Raw genomic sequence first — 23,018 nt, forward strand, 5'->3', positions numbered from 1 at the left:
CGCGTCGGTCCGGCCGCCGGTCCGGCGGAGCCCCCGCCCTCTGCCCTGCGGGAGAAGCGGTGATCAGGACCGGCACACCAGCCGCAGTTCGTGATCTTCATGGGGTGACCCCGTGATCTACATCGGGTCACCACTGTCCGGCGTCACCAGCGGGCGACGAGCGTCTCCTCCTTACCCCGGTTGCGGTACAGCCAGGTGGTCCCCGGCGCGACGGCCCCGCTCAGATGGCCGACGATGGGCTCCCGCTGCGTCGCGCTGTCCAGTTCACCGAGCAGCTTCAGTGCGTCGGGCAGGGGGAAGAAGGCGGCCTGTTCGATGTCGTCGTCCTTTGGCGCAACGTCCCCGGACCACTCTTCGATCTCGAAGGCAACGGCCAATGCCGACGGATGCTGCTCGGAATCGATGTGCATGAGGAACGCGGTGCGCACCGGGTCGCCCACCAACAGCCCGGTCTCCTCCCGCAGTTCGCGCCGGAGAGCTTCGTGCATGAGCTCGCCGTCCTCGACCCCGCCACCGGGGAGGGACCAGAGCAGCGCGCCGTCGGTACCGAGCCGCTCTCGCACGAGCAGGATCTCGTTGCCCCGGCGGACGATGCCGATGACCAGCTGCACCCGGGGTCTGGGGGCCTTCGAATCTTCTGCTGTCATGCCGCAGACCGTACGTGATGATCAGTTCGCCGGTGGCCGGGACCGGCGCGGAGAACGGCGCACGTCGAGTCCCGCTACGACCGCTCCCGCCGGCTGCTCCGGCTCGCAGAAAACGCAGCGGGCGAGAGTCGCTCGCTCCTGCCGACACCAACTGCACCCGCGTACTCGGCGAAGCCGACCAGTGACACCGGAGGCACCAGAGACACCGGCACCGGCACCGGCTCCGGCACCGGCTCGCCCCCTTCCTCCGCACCAGGCACGAGGAATCCCGACCAGGGTCCGGCCCTGGGGACCCAAGGCCCCGCCGTCGATCCGGGCATCCCCGAAATGTTCCAGCCGGGGCCACCCCGATGCGGCCCCCTGAGGCTCAGTCGACTTCCGCACCACAACGTCGATTGCCCTTGCAAACCGCTCCGGCTCAACCGGGCTGTGCCCCTCCCGAGGGCCGGGCGCTCTCGCCGTGCGCGACGAGCCTGAAGACCAGTGTACGAACCAGCATCTGCTGCCGGTCCGGATGATCGCCGCCACCTGCCAGCAGACCGGGCGGAAGATCGAACCACAGCAGACCGTCCGCGACCACGACGGCCTCGTCCTGCCTCGTCCGCTCAGGCGGCGGGAGCTGCCGCCAACATCCCAACCCTGCAATCCGCGTCCCGTGAAGGGGTTGTGCCACCTGCCGTATCGGTCGCGGCGACACGTGGAGCATTTCCACTCACGGATAGCCTGTCTCATCATGACGCGCACCTGGATCCTGCCGACGCTGCTTGTGCTCTGCGGCTCATGCGTCTCGACCGGACTGCTCCTCAGCGGGAGCCCCGGTGAAGCGGCAGCGGTCCTGCTGCTGTCCGTGCTGCTCGCAGGTGTGAACTCGCCTCTGGTTTTCCCGAGGTCGATCGGTGCGCTGGAGGCACAGCGCCGCAGCGCGATCGATGGCCGGCCGGTCGTCCTCTGGCGGCCGGGCTGCACCTACTGCATACGACTGCGTATCCGGCTGGGCCGGGACGCCCGCCGGGTGCACTGGGTCAACATCTGGCGAGATCCGGCAGCAGCCGAGGCGGTGAGGGCGGCCAACGACGGCAACGAGACCGTGCCGACCGTTGTCGTGGCGGGCCGGCCACACACCAACCCCGCTCCCGAATGGGTGCGCGAACAGCTCTCCCCTCCCGCGTGAGCAGAGAGCAGAGAGGGGACCGGCTCGGCTTCTCGCTCAGCCTCTGGCAGCTGAGCGTCCCGGTCGGCCTTCGAGTGCTCCGGTTGTCCAACGTGACGTTCACCGGCACGGTGCGTGAAGGGCCGCACTGTGTCGGTGGCGCATCGGCACGGTGCGTGATGACCGCACTGTGTCGGTGGCGCATGGGCCGTCCGGCGGGACTGTCGTTGATCCATCGGCGATGTGTCGGCGGCCGCTGAAACCGTGGGTGTCAGGTTGCCCGCACAGCAGCCGCGGCCACAGCCGCACTCAACAACAAGGGAGTCCCCTCGCCATGTCGTCCACATCCTCCGCCCCACCCTGGAATGTCGAACGGCTGCCACGCGCCGACGGCAGCACGTTCCTGGTCACCGGCGGCAACGCCGGCATCGGGTACTTCGTCGCGGAGCAGCTGTCGGAAGCCGGCGCGACCGTCGTGCTCGGCAGCCGGAATCCCGCGAAGGCCGAGGCCGCCACGGCCTCGATCCGGGCGCGCGTCGCCGGGGCGCGGGTGCTGTCCGTACGGCTGGACCTCGCCGACCTCGGTTCGCTGCAAACAGCGGTGCAGTCACTGGAGGTCGAACGCCTCGACGCGGTGATCCACAACGCCGGCGTCGCGCTTGACGACCCGCCACGCAGGGAGACCGAGGACGGTCACGAGCTCATGTTCGGGACCAACCACCTCGGGCACTTCGCGTTGACCCACTGGCTGATGCCACTGCTGTCGGCTGCGCCGGCGGCTCGTGTTGTGACCATGGGCAGCTTCGCGGCGAAGTCGGAACGGCTCGACCTGGACGACCTGCAGTCCCGGCATGACTTCCGGCCCAAGCGCACCTACGGACGTTCCAAGCTGGCACAGATGTATTTCGGTCTCGAACTCGACCGCCGACTGCGCGCAGCCGGCAGCGCGGTGACAAGCACCGTGGCCCATCCCGGCGGCGCGCTGGACTCCCTCACGCCCTCACGGCCGCCGGTCCATGTGAGAACCATCGGCGCACGGCTGAGCGCGGCGCCTGCGGCTCTCCTCGTCCAGGGCAAGCATGCCGGCGCGTGGCCCGCGGTCCGGGCGGTGCTCGACCCTGCCGTGCAAGGAGGCCAACTGTGGGGACCGCGCGTCTTCGGCCTGCGCGGCAAGCCCCGAACTGAACCGAGGTGGAACCACCTTGCCGACACCACCGTCGCGGCGCGTTTGTGGGACGCAAGCTGTGACCTGACCGGCGTCGACCCTGGCGCCGTCCCTGGCTGAGGACAGCCCCGTAAATGGTCTGCGGCATGCCGTCGACCAGCGGGTGCGGAGCCCTTTGAACCCGTTGCGGCCAGCCGCTGCCGGATTCCGGCGCACCGACAGGCCCCATGGTGCATGCATGACACCCCTACGGACACTGCGTCAGCCGCAGGGGGCAGCCGTGCGCTGTGCAGGGTGTGTGAAGCTCTGTCAACTCCCCTTCGTCTCCGCTAGCTTGACAGCCGCGCGCAACTTGCGTGTGGAGTGAAGCCAGTGTCCTTGAGATCTTGCAGTCGCTCTGGCCGAACGTCCGATGCGGCCCCTGTGGCCCGCCCCGGGGCCGGTGAATCTGGAGGTGCTTGCGATGGCGGATGTAGATGTCTCGCAGATTGATCCGCGTGTACGTGATCAGGTAGCGCGAAGGGGCCTGTTCCTCGTCTCTCCCGACTCGAACCCCGCTGATGGCCTGTCGCCGGAGCAGCGGTACGTGTTCGTGTGCAAGGACCCCGACCCGGACGACGTCGGCTTCACCGGGGTCGGGCATGTGATCGACGACAGGAGCACTCAGACCTATAAGGAGGTTTTTGCGCTGGATGGCACGTTCAGCATGGGATCCCCGGCACGCCAACAAGTTCCCGGCCTGTGCATGAGTTGGGAACAGGGAATCATGACCGTACTTGAAGCTTTCGACCGTTGGTCCGGCCTCTACCCGAACTGACGAGCTCGTTCATGGTTGCCCGGGCGCGCACCGGCGAACAGGCTTCTCCTCCGCTCCTGCGACCGCGGACCGCCGTAACCGCCTGGTCGTCAAGCACACGGATCGAACGGATCACGGATCGGTGATCCGTGATCCGTGATCCGTTCAGTGTGGATACAGCCTTCCAGAAAGCGTCACGTGTTTGCGGGCATCGCCAGCCACAGCAAAGGCTCCCCGCCTTTCACATCCGGCTGCCCGGGGGGCCACAGGCCCCCGGGACGCGCCCCAAAACCTGCGCCGCGTCCACGAAGTCGAGCTGCGGTGAGGTCAGCCTGTCAGCTGCCCGTACCCAGAACCGGTTCTGGCCGGCCAGCAGCGCCGCCGGCCAGTCCAGGTCACTGCCCGAGGGCGTAGCAGGGGCCGAGCCCGCGGGACAGCGCGCACCGTCCCGCGGGCCGCCTCAAGGATCGTCTCGCCCACCAGGAGGAGCGACCGGACATCCAGCCGCTCCAGGCCGGCAACCGCCTCCGTGTCGGTTGCGATGCGCAGGGCGGCCCGCTGCTGCGACTCGTCCCACTCCAGGTGCAGAAAGCCTCCCTCGGCCAGGACGGCCGGGTTCGGGGACAGAAAGACCACGTACAGGCCGAAGAGCGGCCATCGTCCGGGCAGGTCGACAGGCAGTTCGTCGCCCGCTTCGCCCGCTTCGTCCTGCGGCCAGGGAATGAGGCCGTCGTCCGGGTGGACCATGTGCCGCCCTGCGGCCCGCCATGCCCCGATCGACGCCGGTCGCGCGGCATCGACGGACCTCCGTGCCGTCGTGGAGGCACCTTCGGTGCCCGTCCCGCTACTGGTGCAGTGATGCGCCAGCACCTCCTGGACCCGGGCCACCGACAGCCAGCACCCGCGCCCCGTGATCGCCGGACCACCCGGCCAACGCATCGACGCCGGACCCTGCCGGAACGCGGCCGGCACCACTTGCAGTCCTCACATGAGCACCCGCGAGAGCCGGGTGGTCCGCGTCCGGCCAGGCGCAGGTCCGGATGCTGTGGGTCATCGGGCACACAGACTTTCACCTACTCTTATTGCAGATGAGTTGCATTTGATAATGACTGGCAGGAGGACGGGACGTGGAGTCTCCAGTGGTGCTCGGTATTGAGTCCTCGTGCGACGAGACCGGCGCCGGCCTCGTACGCGACGGGCGTCTGCTCGGGCATGCGGTGGCGTCGAGCATGGACGAGCACGCGCGCTTCGGCGGAGTGGTCCCGGAGATCGCCGCGCGGGCGCACCTCCATTCCTTCACGCCTGTCGTCCGGGAGGCCCTGGACCGGGCGGGGCTGGGAATGGCGGACATCGGCGCGGTGGCCGTGACGACCGGGCCCGGTCTCTCGGGCGCGCTCCAGGTGGGACTGGCCGGAGCGAAGACCCTGGCGTTCTCGCTGGGGGTGCCACTGTACGGAGTGCATCACCTGGCCGGTCATGTCGCCGCCGACACCCTGGAGCACGGGCCGCTGCCCGATCCCTGCATGGTCCTGATCGTCTCCGGCGGGCACACCTCTCTGTTGCTCGTACGGGATCTGGCCCGGGATCCGATCGTGCACCTGGGCGACACCATCGACGACGCGGCGGGCGAGTGCTTCGACAAGGTGGCCCGGGTGTTCGGACTGCCGTACCCGGGCGGACCGGCCATCGACCGCAGCGCACGGGAGGGCGATCCGCGCGCCGTGGCGTTCCCCCGGCCGCTGACCGGAGCACGGGACGCGCGCTACGACTTCTCCTTCTCCGGGCTCAAGACCTCCGCCGCCCGCTGGGCCGAGCAACACCGGCTGCGCGGCGAGGAACTCCCGCTCGCGGACGGGGCAGCCTCGCTGCAGGAGGCCGTGGCCGACGTGCTGACGCGCAAGGCGGTGGCCGCCTGCCGCGAGTACGGCGTGGGAACGCTGGTCGTCGTCGGCGGGGTGGCCGCCAACTCCCGGGTGCGGGCTCTGGCGGAAGAACGCTGCCGCGCCGCCGGGATCGTGCTGCGCGTACCGCCGCTGAAGCTGTGCACCGACAACGGGGCGATGATCGCGGCCGTCGGTGACCTGCTGGTCCGGGCGGGAGCCGAGCCGGCGCCGCTGGACGTGTCCATCGACCCGTCCGCGCCACTGGAGTATGCGGCACTGCGGCCCGTTGCGCTTGCTGCCGTGAGGGCGGCCTGAACACGGTGACCGTCGGCCGTGTTCCCCACCGGGCGCCGCCGTCCGCACGCAGCCGCAGCTCCGCGCGCCGAGCGCACCGCCGCGTGGCGCTGTAGTGGCCGGGAGGCCGGCGAACCGAGCGCGAGGGCCCACGTTCCGCACGCTCCGCGGCCGCGAGCGCCCGGAGGCCTTCGCGGGCCGTCGCGGCAACGGAGGGGCGACTACGGCGGGGCGACTACAGCGGGGCGACGACGGCAGGGCAACAACGGAGCGGCAACTACAGCGGGGCGACTACAGCGGGGCGGGCCCACCCGCCCGCCGACCGGCTCGCTCGGCCGGGTGACCCGGGTTGCGACGGCGTCACGCCTGTGCGTAATTAGCAGCGGACCCATGTCCCGTACGCACCACAAGCGCACAGCTCTTTCCCGACATTGCGAGCCCAGGGGAGCCTTCGTATGCCCGACGCCACCGCGGATTCGGATCCCACCGCGGCCCAGCCCGTCGTCGCGCCGCTGACCAGCGCCGCACTCATCCTGGTCGCCACGATCGAGCCCGGTGGTGAACCCGCTGTGCGCGAGGTGCTGCCCGATCTCGCGGCCTTCGCCCGCTCCATCGGCTTCCGCTTCCCCGACGCCGGTCTGGTCTGTGTGACCGGCATCGGCTCGGGGGCCTGGGACCGGCTGTTCGACGGGCCGAGGCCGGAACAGCTCCACCCGTTCCAGGAACTGCACGGCGCCAAGCACCATGCGCCGGCCACCGCGGGGGATCTGCTGTTCCACATCCGGGCCGAGCGGATGGACGTGTGCTTCGAGTGGGCGACCCAGCTGCTCGACCGGCTCGGTGGGGCGGTGACCGTGGTCGACGAGACGCAGGGGTTCCGCTACTTCGACCACCGGGACCTGCTCGGATTCGTGGACGGCACGGAGAACCCGGTGGGGGCGGACGCCGTCTCGGCGGCCCTGGTCGGCGCCGAGGACCCCGCGTTCGCGGGCGGCAGCTACGTCATCGTGCAGAAGTACCTGCACGACCTCACGTCCTGGAACGCGCTGAGCACCGAGGAACAGGAGCGGGTGATCGGGCGCACCAAGTTCGACGACATCGAGTTCGCCGACGACGCCAAGCCCGCCGACTCGCACGTCGCCCTCAACACGATCACCGACCCGGACGGCACGGAGCACGACATCCTGCGGGCCAACATGCCGTTCGGCAGCTTCGGCCGGGGCGAGTTCGGCACGTACTTCATCGGCTACGCCGCCGATCCGGGGATCACCGAGCAGATGCTGCGCAACATGTTCCTCGGCAGTCCACCCGCCACCCACGACCGCATTCTCGACTTCTCGACCGCGGTCACCGGCACACTGTTCTACGCCCCTGGCGCCGACTTCCTCGACGCCCCGCCGCCCCCGCCCTCGTCGGCCGGGGCCGACACCGTGCCGGAGCCCGCGTCCGCGCCGGTGACGGCGAAGACCCCTGCACCGGCCGTCCCGGCCGACGGTTCGCTGCGCATCGGCAGCCTGCAAGAAAGCGCCCAGTGATGAACAATCTCCATCGCGAACTAGCCCCTGTCACGGAAGCCGCCTGGGACCAGATCGAAGAAGAGGCCCGGCGCACCTTCAGCCGTCATGTGGCGGGCCGCCGGGTCGTCGATGTCACCGGTCCGGACGGCCCCGAACTGGCGGCCATCGGCGACGGCCATCTGCGCGACATCGATCCGCCCACCCCGGACGTGATCGCCCGGGCCCGCACCTCGGTGCCGGTCATCGAGTGGCGCGTGCCGTTCACGGTGACCCGGTCGGCCGTGGACGATGTCGAGCGCGGATCGGACGACAGCGACTGGCAGCCCGTCAAGGACGCCGCCCGCACCTGTGCGTTCGCCGAGGACATGGCGCTCATCGACGGCTACGCCTCGGCCGGGATCACCGGCCTCCGGGACGGCTCCTCGCACGCGCCGCTGACGCTGCCCGCCGATGCCCGGGACTACCCGGCCACCGTCAGCCAGGCGCTGACCCAGCTGCGGCTGTCCGGTGTCGACGGCCCGTACCGGCTGCTGCTGGGCGCCGACGCCTATACCGAGGCGACCGAGACCTCCGACCACGGGTACCCGGTCGCCACCCACCTGGCCCGGCTGCTGGACGACCAGATCCTGTGGGCGCCCGCCGTGACGGGCGGGGTACTGCTGTCGACCCGAGGCGGCGATTTCGAACTGCGCCTGGGCCAGGACCTGTCGATCGGCTATCAGGACCACGACGCCACGAACATCCGGCTCTACTTCCATCAGGCGTTCACCTTCCGGATGCTGACGCCCGAGGCCGTGGTCCCGATCATCGCCTGACCTACCGTCCCCGGTGTCCGGTCGCCCTGACGTTCCAGGTCAGGGTGTCGGTGGCCAGGGCGCGGACGGCGGGGTCGCGGATGGCGTCCGTGCGGTCGACGGCCTCGGCGGTCACCCGGTGGCCCCGGCCGTCCGCGCGGACGCCGAGTGCTGCCGGGGTGGGCGCGGTCCGCCCGCGGGCGGACACCCTCTCGACGCCGTCCACGTACCAGCGCAGCTCCGGCCTGGCGAGGCCGGGCCGGTGGGTGCGGGATCCGGCGGCGGTCCCGGCAGCGGAGGTGCCGAGGTCCGCCAGGCTCACCGCGATGCGCCGGCCCGGACCGACGGGGGCGTCGGTGTCGACGGTACTGCTCAGCACGTTGCCCGCACGGTAGAACCCGGCGATCATCGCCTCACGCCCGGGCAGGTTGAACTCGGTGTTGCTCAGCTCCCGCATGATCGACGAGTCGGTGGGGCGGTTGAGCCCGAGCGGGTAGTAGGCGCTGCCCTCGAACGTACCGACCGTGCCGCCCGCCGGATCGCTCCGCCCGAGCCAGCGGTACCACTTGGCCTGCTTCTCGGTGAGCTGCGCGGCGGTGTAGGTGGTGGAGTTGATCCCGCCCGGCTCGCCGCCGGTCCACGTCCCGTACTCGGGATACGTGTACTCGTCGTCCAGCAGGCCGACCGAGTGCCCTATCTCATGGGCGGCGATCAGGCTGGACGAGGCGTGGTCGGAGGAGAGGGTCGAGACCCCGTTGAAGGGGCGGCCCTCGGCCAGGAGGCCGGAGTAGCCCGCGCCCCCGTACTTGGTGGAGTTGGCGATCACGACCACCAGGTCGGCGGCCGGCGCCTTCGCGGCGTACGCGGCCACCTTGTCGATGTCGGTACAGATCAGCCGCTCGATGTCGGAGCACCAGAAGTAGCTGCCGAGCGCGGTGTCCTTGACGGTGTCCGAACCGGGATCGCCGCTGATGCCGGACTCGTTGGAGACCGCTTCGACGGTCCATACGTTGAAGAGGCCCTGGTAGCTCTTGTAGGGCTCCAGGGCGGTGATGTCGGCCCACTTGGCGGTGGCATCGGCATGGAAGTCGCCCTGCTGGCCGGCCGTGTAGCCGTCGCCGATGATCACGACGTCCAGCCGGTCGTCGGACGGACCGGTCACCGCCTGTTCGCCCACCGTGCCGTCGACGGTGGCCTCGGCCGCGCTCAGCGGTGCGGGTGACTTCCCTTTCCGTACGGGGGTGTTGGCGGGGACCTCGACGGTCCGGCCCGAGCCGCCGGGGTCGGGGAAGTACTCGGCGGCGACGCGCCGCTCGCCGCCGGAACCCGAGGGAGCGGCCGAGGCAGGCGTGGTGGCGGCGGTCGCCGCCAGGAGGCCGGCGAGGGCGAGCCCTGCCAGAGCTCCTGCCGCGCGATGCGTGTGGGGGCGTATTCGCATGGACAACTCCTCGGGATCCGGGGGATCGCAGGGCACGGACAGCACGTAACCCATGAGTTAACTCAACTTAATGCGATGCTTAACCTAGAGGTGTGCGGCACTTCGAACAAGGCCCGAACGCCCGGTGGTTGGATCCCGCAACCGGGCATTTACGATGCATGGACCGCATTTCGGGGCGGGGCCAGGCGGAAGGGGCGGCACGATGGACGAGAAGCGCACAGCGAGCGGGGGCCCGGGGGCCGGCGACGACCCCGGAGCCGTCGGCCGCCGGGTCCAACGGCTGCGCAGCGAACGCGGCCTGACGCAGCGACAGCTCGCGGAGCCCGCCTACACCCCCGCCTACATCTCGACGCTGGAGGCGGGCCGGGTGCGCCCGTCGGAGGCGGCCGTACGCCACCTCGCGGACCGGCTCGGGGTCAGCTACGAGGAACTGGCGACGGGGCGCCCCGCCCATCTCGCGACCGGTCTGCGGCTGAGGCTGGTCGAGGCCCAGCGGACGCTGGCCACCGGCGCGGCCGAGGACGCCGCCACCGCCTACGCGGGCCTGCTCGCCGAGGCCGTCCGGCACGGGCTCCCGGACGAACGCGCCGCGGCGACGCTCGGGCTGGGCCACTGCGCACTGGAGACGGGCGATCTGCCCGCGGCCCGCGAGCACTTCGAGGCCGCGGAGAAGCTGCTGGCCGGCGCCCCGCTCCCCCGGCGCGCCCCGGCCGTCCGGGGCAGAGCCGTGGCCCACCTCCTGGCGGGCGAACTCCGGTACGCCTGCTATCTGCTGGAGAGCGCGATCGACGAGCTCAACACCTCGGGCCTCCAGGACCCCGGCGCGCTGCTGCTGCTGTACACGGCCGCGATCGCCCCGTACATGGACATGGGCGCCCATGCGCGCGCCGCCCAGGCGGGTGAGCTGGCGCTGGCCCTGGCACCACAGGTGTCCGATCCGGAGCTGGTCGCCGGACTGCACCGGAGCGTCGCCCGTACGCTCATAGCGGCGGGCCGCACCGCGGAGGCGGACGCCTCACTGGCCAGGGCGGCCGAGATCTACCAGCAGTTGCAGATCCGTACCGAGCTCGCGCACTGCCACTGGATGCGGGGGTATGTACACGCGCAGGACGGCGACCTGGCCGGCGCCGAGACCGAATTGCGCGCCGCCCGCGACATGCTGGCGTCGAAGCGGGCCGCTCTGTACACCTCCCAGGTCGAGGTGGAGCTGGCGGATGTGCTGCGTCGGCGCGGAAAGACCACCGAGGCCCGGGAGCTGCTGCACCGACTCCTCGGCGAACTGCACCCGGACCGGGGATCGGTCCACGCGGGCGGCGCGCACCGGCTGCTGGGACTGATCCACGAGGAGGCGGGCGAGCTCGATTCGGCGGAGGAGCACTACGTCACCGCGCTGGCCCTGCTGGAGCGGGCGGGTGCCGCCGGGGACCTCGCGGACATCTGCCGGCTGCTGGGCGATCTGCTGCGGCGGGTGGGCCGGACCGAGGCGGCGATGGACGCCTACCGGACCGGGCTCGGCCACCGGGCGTCCCCCGGGAGCACCACGCTGGGCCCGGCGCCGATCCGCCCGCCCACCGCGTGAGCCCGGCCGCACGAAGGCTGCCCGCCCGTGGTCACCCGCCCTGCTGGGGTGCGGGTTCCGGGGCCGGGGCGGGGCGGGGTTCGGGCGGCTTCGGGATCGGGTTCGGCGCGGGGCCGGGCGGGACGGGACCGGGTGGCGGAGGAGCCGGCTCCGGCAGCGGTGACGGCGGCCCGGGGAGCGGTCCGGGGGTGGGCGCCGGCGGCACCGGATCGGGGTACGGATTCGTCATCGGGAGCCTCCGAACGGTTCGGGTGGATCTGCCTCCACCGTCTCCCGGAGCGGCTGCCCGCGCTCGGCGAGTCCGGGCGCGCGGGTTCCGGATGACCGGCCGGGGCCGGCGGGCGTACGGAGGTCAGCGCAGAGCGGCGGCTGCCGCGTCGAGACCCGGCCCGGGGCTGGAGAGCACCGGGACGCGGGTGACCGTACGGGTGACCGCGTCGGCCATGGATGCCTGAGCCAGCACGATCACATCACAGTCCGTGACCACATCGGCCGCAGCCGCGACGAGGTCCAGATAGCCGTCCCGGTCGCCGGCCTCGAAGCACGCCCAGGCGCCGTCCACCACGACCGTACGCACATCGACGGCCCGCTCCCCCGCTTCCTCGGCGAGCAGCGCGAGAGTGGGTGCCAGAGTGCCGGTGATCGACGCCAGCACCACCACGCGGTCCCGTGCCGCGGCGGCGGCCGCCATCGGGCGGTCGACGCGCAGCACCGGAACACCGAGCGTCACCGACTCCGCCTCGGCGACGGCGCCGATCGTCGAACAGGTGCAGAGCACGGCGCGGGCGCCGTCCGCGACGGCGCCCGCGAGCAGTGCCCGGACATCAGCCGCCACCGCCCCGGGGCCCGACTCCCTGGCCCTGGCGAGCAGGTCCTCGTGCACCAGGTGGCGCAGCGCGAGTCCGGGATGGCGGGCATCCCGGAGCGCGTCGAAGACCGGTATGTGGACCGGGGAGGTGTGCAGCAGCGCGAGCGTCATCTGCCGACGGTACAGCCCCGGCCGACCTGGCCGACGTGGCCCATATGGCCTACGTGGGCCATGCCGGTCAGTACAGCTCGGGACGGGCCTTGAGCTGCGTCTTCGCCTGTTCCACCAGCTCGGCCGGGGCCTCGGGAGCCTGGTCGGGGTGGCGAAGCGCCCACTTCGCCGCGTACGGGCAGAGCGGCACCACGGGCACACCTTCCCGGGCCGCCATGGCGTAGAACTCCTGGACGAGGGCGCCCGCGACGCCCTTGCCCTCGTGGCCGGGCTCGACAACCGTGTGCACGGCGACGAGCGCGGCGGGGTCACCGTCCATCACGAAGTACGCGATGACTCCGGCGGCCTTGCCGCTCTCGTACGCGAGCAGGTTCCCGCTCGCCCGGTCGTCGCGGATGTCGAGTTCGATGCGTTCGTTCTGTTCTGCCATGACGATGCTCCCTGAGGTGGCCGGAACGGATCAGCGCGCCACCGGAACGGCGTGCGGACTCCGCTCGGTGTCGGTGCCGGGTACGGGTGCCGAGGCGTCGGCTCCGACTTCGATGATCCGGTTGTCGGCGTCGACGTGCACGACGCGCGGCTTCAGACCGCGCGCCCCGGCGTCGTCGACCTGGGCGTAACTGATCAGGATGACCAGGTCACCGGGGTGGACGAGGTGGGCGGCGGCGCCGTTGATGCCGATGACACCGGAGCCGCGCTCGCCCTCGATGACGTATGTCTCCAGACGGGCGCCGTTGTCGATGTCGACGATGTGCACCAGCTCGCCGGGCAGCAGATCCGCTGCCTCCATCAACGCGGCGTCGATGGTGACGGAGCCGACGTAGTGCAGGTCGGCCTGGGTCACCGTGGCTCGGTGAATCTTGGACTTGAACATCGTGCGCAACATCGAGACACTCCCACAAGTAGGCTCCCTGCCTGCGTTTTTGCAGGTCAAGGGCTGTTTCCACACCCTACAACGAGTCGCATGTCCGGGCAGCCTTCCCCAGGTTCTTCAGAACTCATGCTGACCACTTGCCGACTTTCCTGACGAATCATCAGCCACCCCGGGGGCCTTCGCCCACTCTCGCGGATCTCACCGTGGCAACGCCCCAACCTACGCAGCACCCCGAAGGACGTCCGTGATCACCGTCACGCGGACGGTCTGGACGGCAGTCAGGAGCGAAGGCGCTCGACCGGAAGTCGGGCCACGCGCCGCTATGGATCAGCTGGCCCAGGCCCCTCTCGTCCCGCCTCAAAGGAGGAGTCACCCAAAGTTCCATGAATACGAGAAAGGCGGTCGGGTCGCATGACGCGGAAGAACCGAGACGGGGAAGCCGAACGTCGGGAAATACGCGCCGCCGCAGAACGCCTTCTGGCTGGGACGCCCCTGCGATCGCCCCTCGGAAAGCTCACGGGGACAGAGCTGATCGCCGAAGTGCGGGCTCGGGCGCGACGTCGTCTACGGCGATCACAAGGAGCTCGTGGACGAGTTCCGGGCACGGGCCAAGGCGCAGAACTTCACTCCGCAGGTCGTCCAGAACATGGCCGAGGACAATGCCGGGCTCCGAGAAGCCTTGGCGAAGACCAAGACGGACCTCGCCACGGAGAGGGAACGAGTCCGCGCCCTGACACGAGCCCCTGCAGAGCTGTCGCTAGAACTGGAGCAGGCGCGAGGAACTCGCCGCAGCCCAGCAGGTCACACGGCTGCCTGGCCGGCCCAGATCCGACAGCTGACGAGAGCCAGGGAGATGGCGGCGGTGGAGCTGCCGGGGTCGTGATGTCGGCGCCCGCGTCGGGTCGGACGTCGAGCAGTAGCGGTCGTGGGCGCGTGAGCGGTACCAGGCCCGCTCCAGCGGCCAGGGCTCTGGCCTAGGAGACGAGGCGTATCGAGGCGGCGTCGAAGAACAATTCGGCTAAGTTGATCCACAGCCCGTCTCACGATCCGAACGCGCCGGTCCCGGAGGACGGGGAAGATATCGTCAGCGCACTTCGAGCTGAGCTGTCCACTCGCGTTGGCGAGTCCCACGCCTCTTCCGCTCCCTCGAACGAGGGGGCTGCGGCCGATCCGTCCCTGCTCGGCTCCTGTGGCTGCCTGCCCGTCATGGTGATGACACCCCGGCGCAGAGCCCGGGCGGCGCGGTGAAACTCTCGGATTGTCGTACCCGACAGGTTCAATGGAACCGACGAGACGACCGACGGGAGCACCGCGCATGGAGTCAACCTTCTTCTCAAGTCCTGAGGAGTTCCGGGACTGGCTGGAGGAGCACCACGCGACTGCCTCCGAATGCCGGGTGGGCATGTGGAAGAAGGGAACGGGCAAGCCCACCCTGAGCTGGTCGGAGGCGGTCGACCAGGCCCTGTGCTACGGCTGGATCGACGGCCGGCAGAGCCCGATCGACGACTCCTCCTGGACGATCCGGTTCACCCCGCGCAGGCCGCGCAGCAACTGGAGCCAGGTCAACCTCCGCAAGATCGAGGAGCTGACCGCGCAGGGGCTCATGCGGCCGGCCGGCATCGCGGTGTTCGAAGCCCGTGACCGGGACCACGAGGAGAAGCCGGTCTGGGAGTTCGAGGCTGCGCAGCTGGCTCGCTTCCAAGCGGAGCCGCGGGCGTGGGAGTGGTTCAGCGGGCAGGCCCCGTCCTACCGCAAGTCGGCCATCCACCATGTGATCAGCGCCAAGCGGGACGAGACTCGGGAGCGGCGGTTGGACCAGCTGATCGCCGACAGCCTGGAGGGGGTGCGGCTCAAGCCGTTCCGGCGACCTGGAACCTGAGGGCCCGCCGCAACAGGCCGAGCGCGATCGCGTAGCCCTCCAGCTCGGCCGTCCAGCGCGGGACCTGCCGCTCCGGGAACCCCTCGGGCTGGCCTTAGCCGCCCATGGCCCACGGCCCGTGATCGACAGCGCCGCCTACGAGGCACCAGCCGCCGCCACAACCTGCATCGCCCGTCGCGGCCTCGACCCCGGAAGCGCGCCGAGTGCGTGGCGATGCCGGCCCGGCACGAGACGGTCCACCCGCAGCGAGCCGGGCCGGCGGACCCGCCGACTCGTGACCAGGCGACTGCCGGAACGGACAAAACCCACCCTATTGAGCGGAACTTTTCTCGAAGCCCTGCCTCGTCCGCTTCAAGAGGGGTGAAGGTCTCCACTGGTGCGCGGCCGGCCGTATCGTTCGACGAGGGCGTTGCCCATCGAGGCCAGGCGGTCTCGGACACTCGGAGGGCCGGTCACCTCGACCCATTCGACCAGCCCGGAGAGCTCGCCGGCGAGGATGTACTCGTTGGGGCCGCGGATCACGACCTCGATGCGGCCGTCGGTCGTGGAACCTCCCACGTCGAGCCGGTCGCCGAGCGCCATCCGTAGGATGCCTATCCCGTCGGGTGTGCATACCGCCTGAACCTCCAGCGGCGTTCGTTTGCGATCGACCTCTTTGGCGATCTCGTTCCAGCTCTCGGCAAGGTCGAAGTCCCCGGGTCGGTGCACAGGGTCGCCGGTCGGGTCGGCGGACGACACGCGGTCGATCCGGAAGACCCGTCGGCCGGTCTCGGTGTTGGAGACGAGGTACCACACAGGACCTTTGGCGACGATGCCCAGCGGGTGGACGGTTCTCCGGGTTTCGACGCCTTTGCCATCGACGTAGCCGAGCGACACCTGGACGCCGCGGATCACCGCGTCCTGGAGTTCGTCGAGGAAGCGAGGCGGCCGGTGCTCGATCCGGCTCGCCCCCCATCGCTGCGGGTCTACGACCAGCGACGCCGCCGCTGCCTCGGCCTGAACCTGGAAGGGCTTCGGTAGAGCATGGACGAGCTTGCGCAGAGCTGCCTTCATCGCCGGCGTCGCATCCGAGGCCGGACCGACAGCCAGGAACAGGGCGCGTGCCTCACTGGCGGTCAACCCGGACAGGTCGGTACGAGCACCGCCCACCAGGCGCCAGCCGCCACCTCGGCCCTGTACGGAGTACACGGGCACCCCGGCCATGGCCAGGGCGTCGAGGTCACGGCGGGCGGTGCGCTCGGAGACGTCCAGCTCTCGGGAGACCTCTGCGGCTGTCACCTGCTCGCGCCGTTGGAGCAAGAGGAGTATGGCCACCAGCCGATCGGATCGCATACTGACAAAACTCTCATAAAAACCGGTCATGAGGTGACCGGTTTGGGGAGCAAGCTGGCGACATGACCTCATCGAGGAGGTCGACCACCAGCGAACGCCCCCAGAGAGGAAATGCAGTGTTCAACCAAGCAGAATTCCCCGAGCCCACCCTCATCCAGGTCAACGGTGTGGAGCTCGAAGTCTTCGAAGCAGGCCGAGAAAACAAGGGCAAGCCCATCGTGCTCTGCCACGGCTGGCCGGAGCACGCCATCACCTGGCGTCACCAGATGCCCGTCCTCGCCGCAGCCGGCTACCACGTCATCGCACCGAACCAGCGGGGATATGGCAACTCATCCCGCCCGACCGAGGTGACGGCCTACGACATCGAACACCTGACGGGTGACCTCGTCGCACTCCTGGACCACTATGGCTACGAGGACGCCACCTTCGTCGGCCATGACTGGGGTGCGTTCGTCGTCTGGGGACTGGCCCTGCTGCACCCCGACCGGGTGAACAAGCTGATCAACCTGAGCCTGCCTTACCAGGAGCGCGGAGAAACGCCGTGGATCGAGGTCATGGAAACCTTCCTCGGCGGTGACTTCTACTTCGTCCACTTCAACCGGCAGCCGGGCGTCGCGGACGCCGTATTCGATGCCAACCCCTCCCAGTTCATCCGCAACCTCTACCGGAAGAACGTGCCCCCCGCACCCCCTGAGCCGGGCATGGCATTCATCAATCTCGCCAAGGCGGAAACACCACTCGGTGAACCTGTCATGACCGAGAGTGACCTGGCCGTCATCATCTCCGCGTTCGAGACGTCGGGATTCACGGGCGGCATCAACTGGTACAGGAACCTCGACCGCAACTGGCACCAGCTGGCGGACGCGGACCCGATCATCAAGCAGCCCACCCTCATGATCTACGGCGACCAGGACTTCGCGGTCCCGAGGTTCGAAAGACTGGCAGAGTTCGTGCCCAACGTGGAAGTGGTCGGCCTGGACTGCGGTCACTGGATCCAGGGGGAAATGCCCGAAGAAACCAACCAGGTGATTTCGGAATGGCTGGAACGGCAGGGCTAATGTCCTGTGATCCGGTTCATATCACCTGAAGGCCGAGTTCTCGCATCACACCGATGACAGCCGGACGTGGGGGCGGGCCAGGTCGCGCGGCCTCCTCGTCAGGGCTTCAAGGTCATCTGGTAGCGGGTTTCAGGCTCACCCTGGGGTGGAACCCAACCTCCCCACCGCGGCTCGTCGAGCCCGAGCGACTGACCCGAGCCCCGACAGGTGTCGTCCCGACAACCCACTTGCCTAAGGGCTGTCCCGCAAATAATGCGCTGAGCCGGGCGACTGGCACGACTTGGTACGGTTGTCCGCATTTGGATGGCCTGGACGTGTAGCGGGCCTCGGATTTGATGGAGGCCGAGTGGTGCGGTTCGTCTGCCGGAACTTTGGACTGTCTGATCTGCCACGGCGTAGCCTCGCCCCGCACGACGCTCCCCTGGAAGTGCTTCTCCTCGACATCGAGGCAGAGCTGTCCATCTGGGAAGAGAGGAAGGTGGTGTGGTCCGAGGGGGCGTTCCCCGTGGCCGAGCTGGCGTATCACTTGGCGCTCTGGCTCCGGAGTCCGGTCGACGGCCAGAAGGGTTTCGAGCTCGACTCGATGCAGGCGGGTGCGGAACTGATCCGCATCATGGGCTCCGACGACGGCTGGCGGATTGGCTCCAACCTCACGCCCGACTTCTGGACCTCACCCGTCACCTGGGATGTCCTTGTCGCGGAACTCAAGCAGTTCGACCGTTCCGTGCGCGAGGGTGTCGCCGCCATGGGCATCGAGCCGTCCTTCATCCCAGAGGTCTGACGGCTCTTCGGCCCAGTCGGCCCGGTCGGCCCGGTCGGCCCGGGTGAGATGATCACGGTGTGGCTGGTGTGATCACGGCGTCAGAGCCGTCTTGGACAGGCCGTTCACCGGGCTGAGCCCGCGCCAGTTCACCAAGCTGGTGACCTCGCTGCGGCGCGACGGAGCGGACGCGATCCGCAAGGGGCGCCCATGGGGTCTTCCGTTGGAGGACCGAGCGTTGCTGATCGCCGTGTACTGGCGCACGAACTTGACGATGCGCCAGCCTGCCCCGCTGTTCGGGGTCTCAAAGTCGGCCGCAGACCGCATCATCGACCATCTCGGCCCGATGCTCGCGCTCGCGGCCCACAAGCGGTTCCGCAAGGACACCGTGCTCATCGTGGACGGCACCCTGGTACCCACCCGGGACCACACCGTGGCCGAGCAGTCCAAGAACTACCGGTACTCCACCAATCACCAGGTCGTCATCGACGCCGACACCCGGCTCGTCGTCCTGGTCGGCCGGCCCCTGCCCGGTAACCGCAACGACTGCAAGGCATGGGAGGAATCCGGCGCCAAGGCCGCCGTCGGCAACACCATGACGATTGCCGACGGCGGCTACCCGGGCACCGGACTCGTGATGCCCCACCGGCGCCGCAAAGGCGAGGAACTGCCCGACTGGAAGCAGGCGCACAACAAGTCCCACAAGCAAGTCCGGATCCGCGTCGAGCACGTCTTTGCCCGCGTGAAGAGCTGGCAGATCCCGCGTGACTGCCGTCTCAGGGCGACGGCGTCCATCACGCCATGAGCGGCATTGCCCGCCTGCACAACCTCGCCCTCGCTGGACAGGCGAACGGACCGAACCCGATCGACCCCTCCCTCAGCCACTCCAAGATCAGTTACGGGACAAGCCTTAGCCCGGCATCATCACGACATGGGTAAGGACATCTGGGGCTTCATCGAGTGCCACCGCGATTATCGAGACCATGAGGCGGACTCGTTCTGGCACGCCGCCATCGACCTGGACCACCTGAAGGTGCCCAGGAACTACGACGCCTTCGGCTCTCTGTTCGGCGTCTGCGACAACGAGCAGTTCGTGCCAGTGGCTCCTGTCCGTGGACTGCCTGCCAACGCGTCGAACCGCGTCCGCGACGGCCATGAGGCGACGGCCGGGCGAAGCGCGAGCTGGGTCAGCTGGGCAGAGCTCAAACGGGTCGACTGGGATGAGGAGTCCGCCGAGCCCGATGCCTACATCCGCGAGTACTACCGTGATCAGCAAGGCGACTGGCAATTCCTTCGGCGGCACTACTCCGCTCCTCGGCAATTCGTCGACCTCTGCGGACAGCCGGCTCACATGGCGGTCCGGCCCGGCGAGCACTTCCCGGAGGGCTCCCAGTGGATCGATGAAGACCAGATGTTCCGTGTTGAACGCCTCAGGCGCCGCGACGCCGTACCCGACGAAGAGTGGGGCTCCGTCTGGGCCGTCATGCGCACCCTCGCCGAACTGCACGGCGACGACGAGGTCAGGCTGGTCGTCTGGTTCGACGACTGACGTCACCCCACGGCCCAGATGAAGATCCCGGCGATGTGCAGCGCGGCAAGACAGATCGTGGCCGCCCGGTCGTATCGGGTGGTGAGCCCGCGCCACTGCTTGAGGCGATTGATGCCGATGTCCGTGCCATGGGCGTCCGCTCCGCCGCCGAGGCTCCGGCGCCGGAAGCATGGTCAACCACAGCCTGTTCGTCGCCACCGCCAACCCCCTCGGACATCACTTGCTGTTCGACCGCTTCCTCTCTCCGCGGCGGGCCTCGCATCCGGAGATCGATATCGACGTCGAATCCGCACGCCGCCTTGAGGTCCGTTTCGCCCGGGCGGTGCGGACGAAGTCGTCGCCGAGCACGGACAGCATCTCCACCCGTACGATTCGCGCTGGCACCGCCGTCGCACCGGTCGCCAGTGCCGGCAACGGCAGCACGAACGCGCTCGCGCCGCCGTTACCGGCTACCGGGAACCAGCCAAGGCGCACGGCGGAGAAGGCGACGAGGCCCACCGCGACCAGGAACTCCGGGACGGCGGCCAGGAACACGCTCACCGAGGTGAACCCCAGCTCGACGCCCCGGCGTCTGCCGCCTCTGGTCGGTACCGCGAACAGCCCGCCGAGGGGAACCGCCGGGGCGACCACCACCACGAACGCGGGCACGGCCGGCGCGAGCGTCGCGGGCGCACGGTCACCGATCACTTGCGACACCGGCAGGTTGCTGGTCATCGACGTACCGAAGTCGCCGGTGAACAGGCTGCCCAGGTAGTGGTCGTACTCCACCCACGGCGGGTCGTTCAGGCCGAGTGCCTGTCGCCGGGCCTCGACCAGCTCCGGCTTGCGGGGTCGGACGCGATCGCCTGCGTGAAGGTCCTGCCTTCCGCCGGCTCCTGGTGTGCGGTCCGCCCCTGTGTGGACTGCGAGACTCCCCCATGCGCGCTGCCCGTCGGCGCCAGCGCGCCGAGCAGCACCACCCGGCGCCTCACGACGTCACTCCGTGGCGGAGATGGTCCACGGCGAGCCGGGCGGCCCTGCCGATCGAGGTATCGACAGCGGGCCGGCGGCCCTCCAGGGAGTCCGCGCGGGTGAACACCGCTACGGCGTACTGTCTGCCGTCCGGGTAGGTCAGCACACCTGCTTCGTTGCGGATCGCGGGAAGCGTGCCCGTCTTGGCCGCCACCTGGACCCCGGTGTCGAGGCCGGACGAGATCCGGTGCGGCCAGATCTGCCGCCCCATGATGGCGCGGACCTTCTCGCAGGCCCCGGGATCGGCCGCGCGGTCGGTCCAGATCGCGTCGAGCAGCCAGGTGATCTCCCGCGGGGTGGACGACGTCGTCCTGGCCGGGTCCAGCACCGCCAGCTTCCACAGCTGTTCCGGGGTGGCCGCGGCGAGCACGGCCTCCGCGTCGTCGCCCTCGCCAGCACCGAGGTCGGACAGCAACGACGCGAAGAGGTCCTCGCAGCAGCCGCGGATGCGCGTTCGGGACAGCCCGAGGTCGGTGAGCACGCGGTCCACGGCGTCCTGTCCGACCCGGTGGAACACGACGTCGGTGGCCGCGTTGTCGCTCATGGTCATCATGAACAGCGCCAGGTCGCGCCAGCTCATCTCCACGTCGTCGACGCACCCGGCCGTGCCGATCCCGCCGACGCGGTAGCGTGCGGTGACCCGTGACCGTTCGGTCTCGTCCAGCCGTCCGGCGGCCACCTCGCGGACGTAGGCGACCGCGACCGGGATCTTGAACACCGACGCCAGGACCACCGGGGCGTCCGCGCCGACGGCGACCTCGGGGCCGTCGGTCACCCCGACCTCACGGGCGTGCAGGAACCCTTGCGCTCCCGCCTCGGCGAAGATCGCGGCGATCTCGTCGGCGATGGCGTTCACCGGCTCACCCGCCGATCGGCCCGGCCGGTGTGCAGGAACCGCGCCCGCCCGGTCCCGTCGTCCCCTACGAACGCTTGCACCATGTGCATGCCGCGCTGCGGCTTCACGGGGATCAGCTTGTCGCCGTCGTACGCGACCAGTTCGATCCTTTCCGGCGGACCGCCGTCGAGTTCGGCGAACACTCCCTTCGGGGTCCGCTCGACCCACAGCCTGCCGTCGGCGTCCTCGCTGACGACGGTGTCGCCGACGGACGACGCGTACGTGCCCACGAACCTCGCCGTCTCGACACGGGGGGCGTCGGCGTCCGGCACCGGGAGCGCCGGCATCTGTGTTCCGGCCAGCTCGCGCAGCACGCGTCCGACGAGTTCGACGTACAGCGGGAGAGGGTTGCCGCCGTTGGTCAGCAACGCCACCGCGATGTCGTGTTCCGGAGCCACCCGTAGGAAGGCCGACTGGCCGAGCGTGCCTCCGTCGTGGCCGACCACCCTGCCACCGGGCCAGTCGAAGAGCGACCAGCCCAGTCCCCAGGCGTCGCCCATCAGACCGAGATCCGGCAGTTCCACCTCGCGGCGCCGCATGGCGAGCGCGCTCTCCGGCGTGAGCACCGCCGTCCCGTCGGGCCCCCTGCCCCCGTCGAGATGCATCCGGGCGAACGTCAGAAGGTCCCGCGGCCGCATCGCCAGCATCGATCCGGCGGGCGCGTTCGACCGGGGCAGCGCCCAGACCTGCGCGGGCTGCGGCTCGGCGTCGGGGTCGGGGTCGGGCGTGAGGTGCCCCGACGCGGCACGGAACCTGACAGCCTCGTACGGGCTGGGGGCGACGTGGGTCAGCCCCAGCGGCGTGCACAGGTGGTCGCGCAGGCAGTCGTCGTACGACTTGTCGCGCAGCACCTCGACGATGCGACCGAGTACGCAGAAGGCGGCGTTGTTGTATGAGAACATCTCGCCCGGCGCGAACAGCTGGGGCACGTCGGCGAGGAGGGTGACGAGCCTGTGCACCGCATCGTCCCCGCGACCGGTGTCGAGGAAGACGTCGCCCTCGAACCCCGAGGTGTGGCACATCAGTTGGCGTACGGTGATCTCCGCGGAGGCCGTCTCGTCACCGACGGCGAATTCGGGCAGGTACGCCCGGACCGGGGCGTCGATGTCGAGCGCGCCCTCGTCGACGAGCTGCATCGCCAGCGTGGTCGTCCAGACCTTGGTGATCGACCCGATCTGGAAGACGGAGTCCGTGGTGGCCTCGACGCCGGTGTGCTTGTTCAGCACCCCGGCCGCATGGTCGATCATCTCTCCGTGCGCGTATACGGCGATCGACGCGGCCGGCACCTTGTGTTCGGCCAGCAACTCGGGAAGGCGACTTTCCAACCAGCCACGGATTTCATTGAGTTCGGACATGTGCACCTCTTGTCTCGGCTAGGGAGAACGGGTGATTCCGGGAGGGTATGGCCTATGCGCTCA

22 protein-coding genes and 2 pseudogenes are annotated in these 23,018 nt (G+C 69.6%); 13 read left to right on the plus strand and 11 right to left on the minus strand.

Translation table 11 applies throughout. The annotated features are described in order from the left end of the window. Positions 1–143: 143 nt before the first annotated feature. Together ACGF8B_RS11590 and ACGF8B_RS11595 are read right to left on the minus strand one after the other, a co-directional pair. Positions 144–647, minus strand: a complete 504-nt coding sequence (locus ACGF8B_RS11590; RefSeq protein ID WP_392737055.1) for an NUDIX hydrolase — start codon at positions 645–647, stop codon at positions 144–146. Between the two features lie 418 nt (positions 648–1,065). After that, positions 1,066–1,227 (minus strand): hypothetical protein, encoded by a 162-nt coding sequence (locus tag ACGF8B_RS11595; protein ID WP_392737056.1) that lies wholly within the window; start codon positions 1,225–1,227, stop codon positions 1,066–1,068. A gap of 153 nt (positions 1,228–1,380) precedes the next feature. On the opposite strand from ACGF8B_RS11595, the gene ACGF8B_RS11600 reads away from it, so the two are divergent. The 3 genes from ACGF8B_RS11600 (at position 1,381) to ACGF8B_RS11610 (ending at position 3,779) form a co-directional block, all read left to right on the plus strand. Then, positions 1,381–1,818: a glutaredoxin domain-containing protein gene (locus ACGF8B_RS11600; protein WP_392737058.1), complete on the plus strand. Its 438-nt coding sequence runs from the start codon at positions 1,381–1,383 to the stop codon at positions 1,816–1,818. Positions 1,819–2,131: 313 nt separating this feature from the next. Continuing rightward, positions 2,132–3,082, plus strand: coding sequence for an SDR family NAD(P)-dependent oxidoreductase (locus tag ACGF8B_RS11605; protein ID WP_392737059.1), 951 nt, complete (start codon positions 2,132–2,134; stop codon positions 3,080–3,082). Between the two features lie 343 nt (positions 3,083–3,425). After that, positions 3,426–3,779 (plus strand): hypothetical protein, encoded by a 354-nt coding sequence (locus ACGF8B_RS11610; RefSeq protein ID WP_392737061.1) that lies wholly within the window; start codon positions 3,426–3,428, stop codon positions 3,777–3,779. Between the two features lie 306 nt (positions 3,780–4,085). On the opposite strand, the gene ACGF8B_RS11615 is transcribed toward ACGF8B_RS11610, so the two are convergent. Then, the gene (locus ACGF8B_RS11615) at positions 4,086–4,505 is read right to left on the minus strand and encodes a hypothetical protein (protein ID WP_392737062.1); all 420 of its coding nucleotides are present in this window, start codon (positions 4,503–4,505) and stop codon (positions 4,086–4,088) included. Positions 4,506–4,885: 380 nt separating this feature from the next. Here ACGF8B_RS11615 and tsaD point away from each other — a divergent pair, with 380 nt between their 5' ends. The 3 genes from tsaD to ACGF8B_RS11630 all read left to right on the plus strand — a co-directional run bounded on the left by tsaD (position 4,886) and on the right by ACGF8B_RS11630 (position 8,267). Beyond that, the gene (gene tsaD / locus ACGF8B_RS11620; protein ID WP_392737064.1) at positions 4,886–5,956 is read left to right on the plus strand and encodes a tRNA (adenosine(37)-N6)-threonylcarbamoyltransferase complex transferase subunit TsaD; all 1,071 of its coding nucleotides are present in this window, start codon (positions 4,886–4,888) and stop codon (positions 5,954–5,956) included. Positions 5,957–6,390: 434 nt separating this feature from the next. Then, positions 6,391–7,470 (plus strand): Dyp-type peroxidase, encoded by a 1,080-nt coding sequence (locus tag ACGF8B_RS11625; protein WP_392737066.1) that lies wholly within the window; start codon positions 6,391–6,393, stop codon positions 7,468–7,470. Then, on the plus strand, positions 7,470–8,267 hold the full coding sequence (locus ACGF8B_RS11630) for a family 1 encapsulin nanocompartment shell protein (protein WP_392737068.1): 798 nt from the start codon (positions 7,470–7,472) through the stop codon (positions 8,265–8,267). The genes ACGF8B_RS11625 and ACGF8B_RS11630 overlap by 1 nt, the downstream gene beginning before the upstream one ends. A gap of 1 nt (position 8,268) precedes the next feature. On the opposite strand, the gene ACGF8B_RS11635 is transcribed toward ACGF8B_RS11630, so the two are convergent. Next, positions 8,269–9,684: a M64 family metallopeptidase gene (locus tag ACGF8B_RS11635; protein WP_392737070.1), complete on the minus strand. Its 1,416-nt coding sequence runs from the start codon at positions 9,682–9,684 to the stop codon at positions 8,269–8,271. A 202-nt stretch (positions 9,685–9,886) separates the two neighbouring features. Between ACGF8B_RS11635 and ACGF8B_RS11640 the strand changes: the two genes are divergently transcribed. Then, entirely contained in the window at positions 9,887–11,263 is a 1,377-nt protein-coding gene (locus tag ACGF8B_RS11640) for a helix-turn-helix domain-containing protein (protein ID WP_392737071.1), read from the plus strand. A gap of 352 nt (positions 11,264–11,615) precedes the next feature. On the opposite strand, the gene ACGF8B_RS11645 is transcribed toward ACGF8B_RS11640, so the two are convergent. The 3 genes from ACGF8B_RS11645 to panD all read right to left on the minus strand — a co-directional run bounded on the left by ACGF8B_RS11645 (position 11,616) and on the right by panD (position 13,128). Continuing rightward, on the minus strand, positions 11,616–12,242 hold the full coding sequence (locus ACGF8B_RS11645; RefSeq protein WP_392737073.1) for an arylsulfatase: 627 nt from the start codon (positions 12,240–12,242) through the stop codon (positions 11,616–11,618). 67 nt (positions 12,243–12,309) lie between these two features. Further along, positions 12,310–12,672 carry a GNAT family N-acetyltransferase gene (locus tag ACGF8B_RS11650; protein WP_392737075.1) on the minus strand — a complete coding sequence of 121 codons (363 nt, stop codon included), beginning with the start codon at positions 12,670–12,672 and terminating at the stop codon, positions 12,310–12,312. Positions 12,673–12,702: 30 nt separating this feature from the next. After that, the gene (panD, locus tag ACGF8B_RS11655; RefSeq protein ID WP_392737077.1) at positions 12,703–13,128 is read right to left on the minus strand and encodes an aspartate 1-decarboxylase; all 426 of its coding nucleotides are present in this window, start codon (positions 13,126–13,128) and stop codon (positions 12,703–12,705) included. A 1,303-nt stretch (positions 13,129–14,431) separates the two neighbouring features. Between panD and ACGF8B_RS11660 the strand changes: the two genes are divergently transcribed. Next, the gene (locus tag ACGF8B_RS11660; RefSeq protein WP_392737079.1) at positions 14,432–14,995 is read left to right on the plus strand and encodes a YdeI family protein; all 564 of its coding nucleotides are present in this window, start codon (positions 14,432–14,434) and stop codon (positions 14,993–14,995) included. Between the two features lie 351 nt (positions 14,996–15,346). Here ACGF8B_RS11660 and ACGF8B_RS11665 read toward each other — a convergent pair whose 3' ends face one another. After that, on the minus strand, positions 15,347–16,327 hold the full coding sequence (locus tag ACGF8B_RS11665; protein ID WP_392737425.1) for a helix-turn-helix transcriptional regulator: 981 nt from the start codon (positions 16,325–16,327) through the stop codon (positions 15,347–15,349). Positions 16,328–16,443: 116 nt separating this feature from the next. On the opposite strand from ACGF8B_RS11665, the gene ACGF8B_RS11670 reads away from it, so the two are divergent. The 5 genes and pseudogenes from ACGF8B_RS11670 to ACGF8B_RS11690 all read left to right on the plus strand — a co-directional run. Then, positions 16,444–17,385: an alpha/beta fold hydrolase gene (locus ACGF8B_RS11670; protein ID WP_392737427.1), complete on the plus strand. Its 942-nt coding sequence runs from the start codon at positions 16,444–16,446 to the stop codon at positions 17,383–17,385. Positions 17,386–17,731: 346 nt separating this feature from the next. Beyond that, positions 17,732–18,166: a hypothetical protein gene (locus tag ACGF8B_RS11675; RefSeq protein WP_392737081.1), complete on the plus strand. Its 435-nt coding sequence runs from the start codon at positions 17,732–17,734 to the stop codon at positions 18,164–18,166. 59 nt (positions 18,167–18,225) lie between these two features. Further along, positions 18,226–18,988, plus strand: a pseudogene (locus ACGF8B_RS11680) (transposase); the annotation flags it as partial. An 88-nt stretch (positions 18,989–19,076) separates the two neighbouring features. Next, the gene (locus ACGF8B_RS11685; protein WP_392737082.1) at positions 19,077–19,694 is read left to right on the plus strand and encodes a hypothetical protein; all 618 of its coding nucleotides are present in this window, start codon (positions 19,077–19,079) and stop codon (positions 19,692–19,694) included. A gap of 110 nt (positions 19,695–19,804) precedes the next feature. Beyond that, positions 19,805–20,001, plus strand: a pseudogene (locus ACGF8B_RS11690) (hypothetical protein); the annotation flags it as partial. On the opposite strand, the gene ACGF8B_RS11695 reads toward ACGF8B_RS11690, so the two are convergent. From ACGF8B_RS11695 to ACGF8B_RS11705, 3 genes are all read right to left on the minus strand, one after another. Next, positions 19,911–20,408, minus strand: a complete 498-nt coding sequence (locus ACGF8B_RS11695) for an ABC transporter permease subunit (protein ID WP_392737084.1) — start codon at positions 20,406–20,408, stop codon at positions 19,911–19,913. The pseudogene ACGF8B_RS11690 and the gene ACGF8B_RS11695 sit on opposite strands and share 91 nt — an antisense overlap. 253 nt (positions 20,409–20,661) lie before the next feature. Beyond that, the gene (locus ACGF8B_RS11700; RefSeq protein ID WP_392737086.1) at positions 20,662–21,561 is read right to left on the minus strand and encodes a serine hydrolase; all 900 of its coding nucleotides are present in this window, start codon (positions 21,559–21,561) and stop codon (positions 20,662–20,664) included. Next, complete coding sequence (locus ACGF8B_RS11705) at positions 21,558–22,955, minus strand: serine hydrolase domain-containing protein (RefSeq protein ID WP_392737088.1); 1,398 nt, start codon at positions 22,953–22,955, stop codon at positions 21,558–21,560. Before ACGF8B_RS11705 ends, ACGF8B_RS11700 begins: the two co-directional genes overlap by 4 nt. Between the last annotated feature and the right edge of the window lie 63 nt (positions 22,956–23,018).

This window comes from Streptomyces sp. NPDC047917 (assembly GCF_043204345.1).
Classification (GTDB): Bacteria; Actinomycetota; Actinomycetes; order Streptomycetales; family Streptomycetaceae; genus Streptomyces; species Streptomyces sanglieri.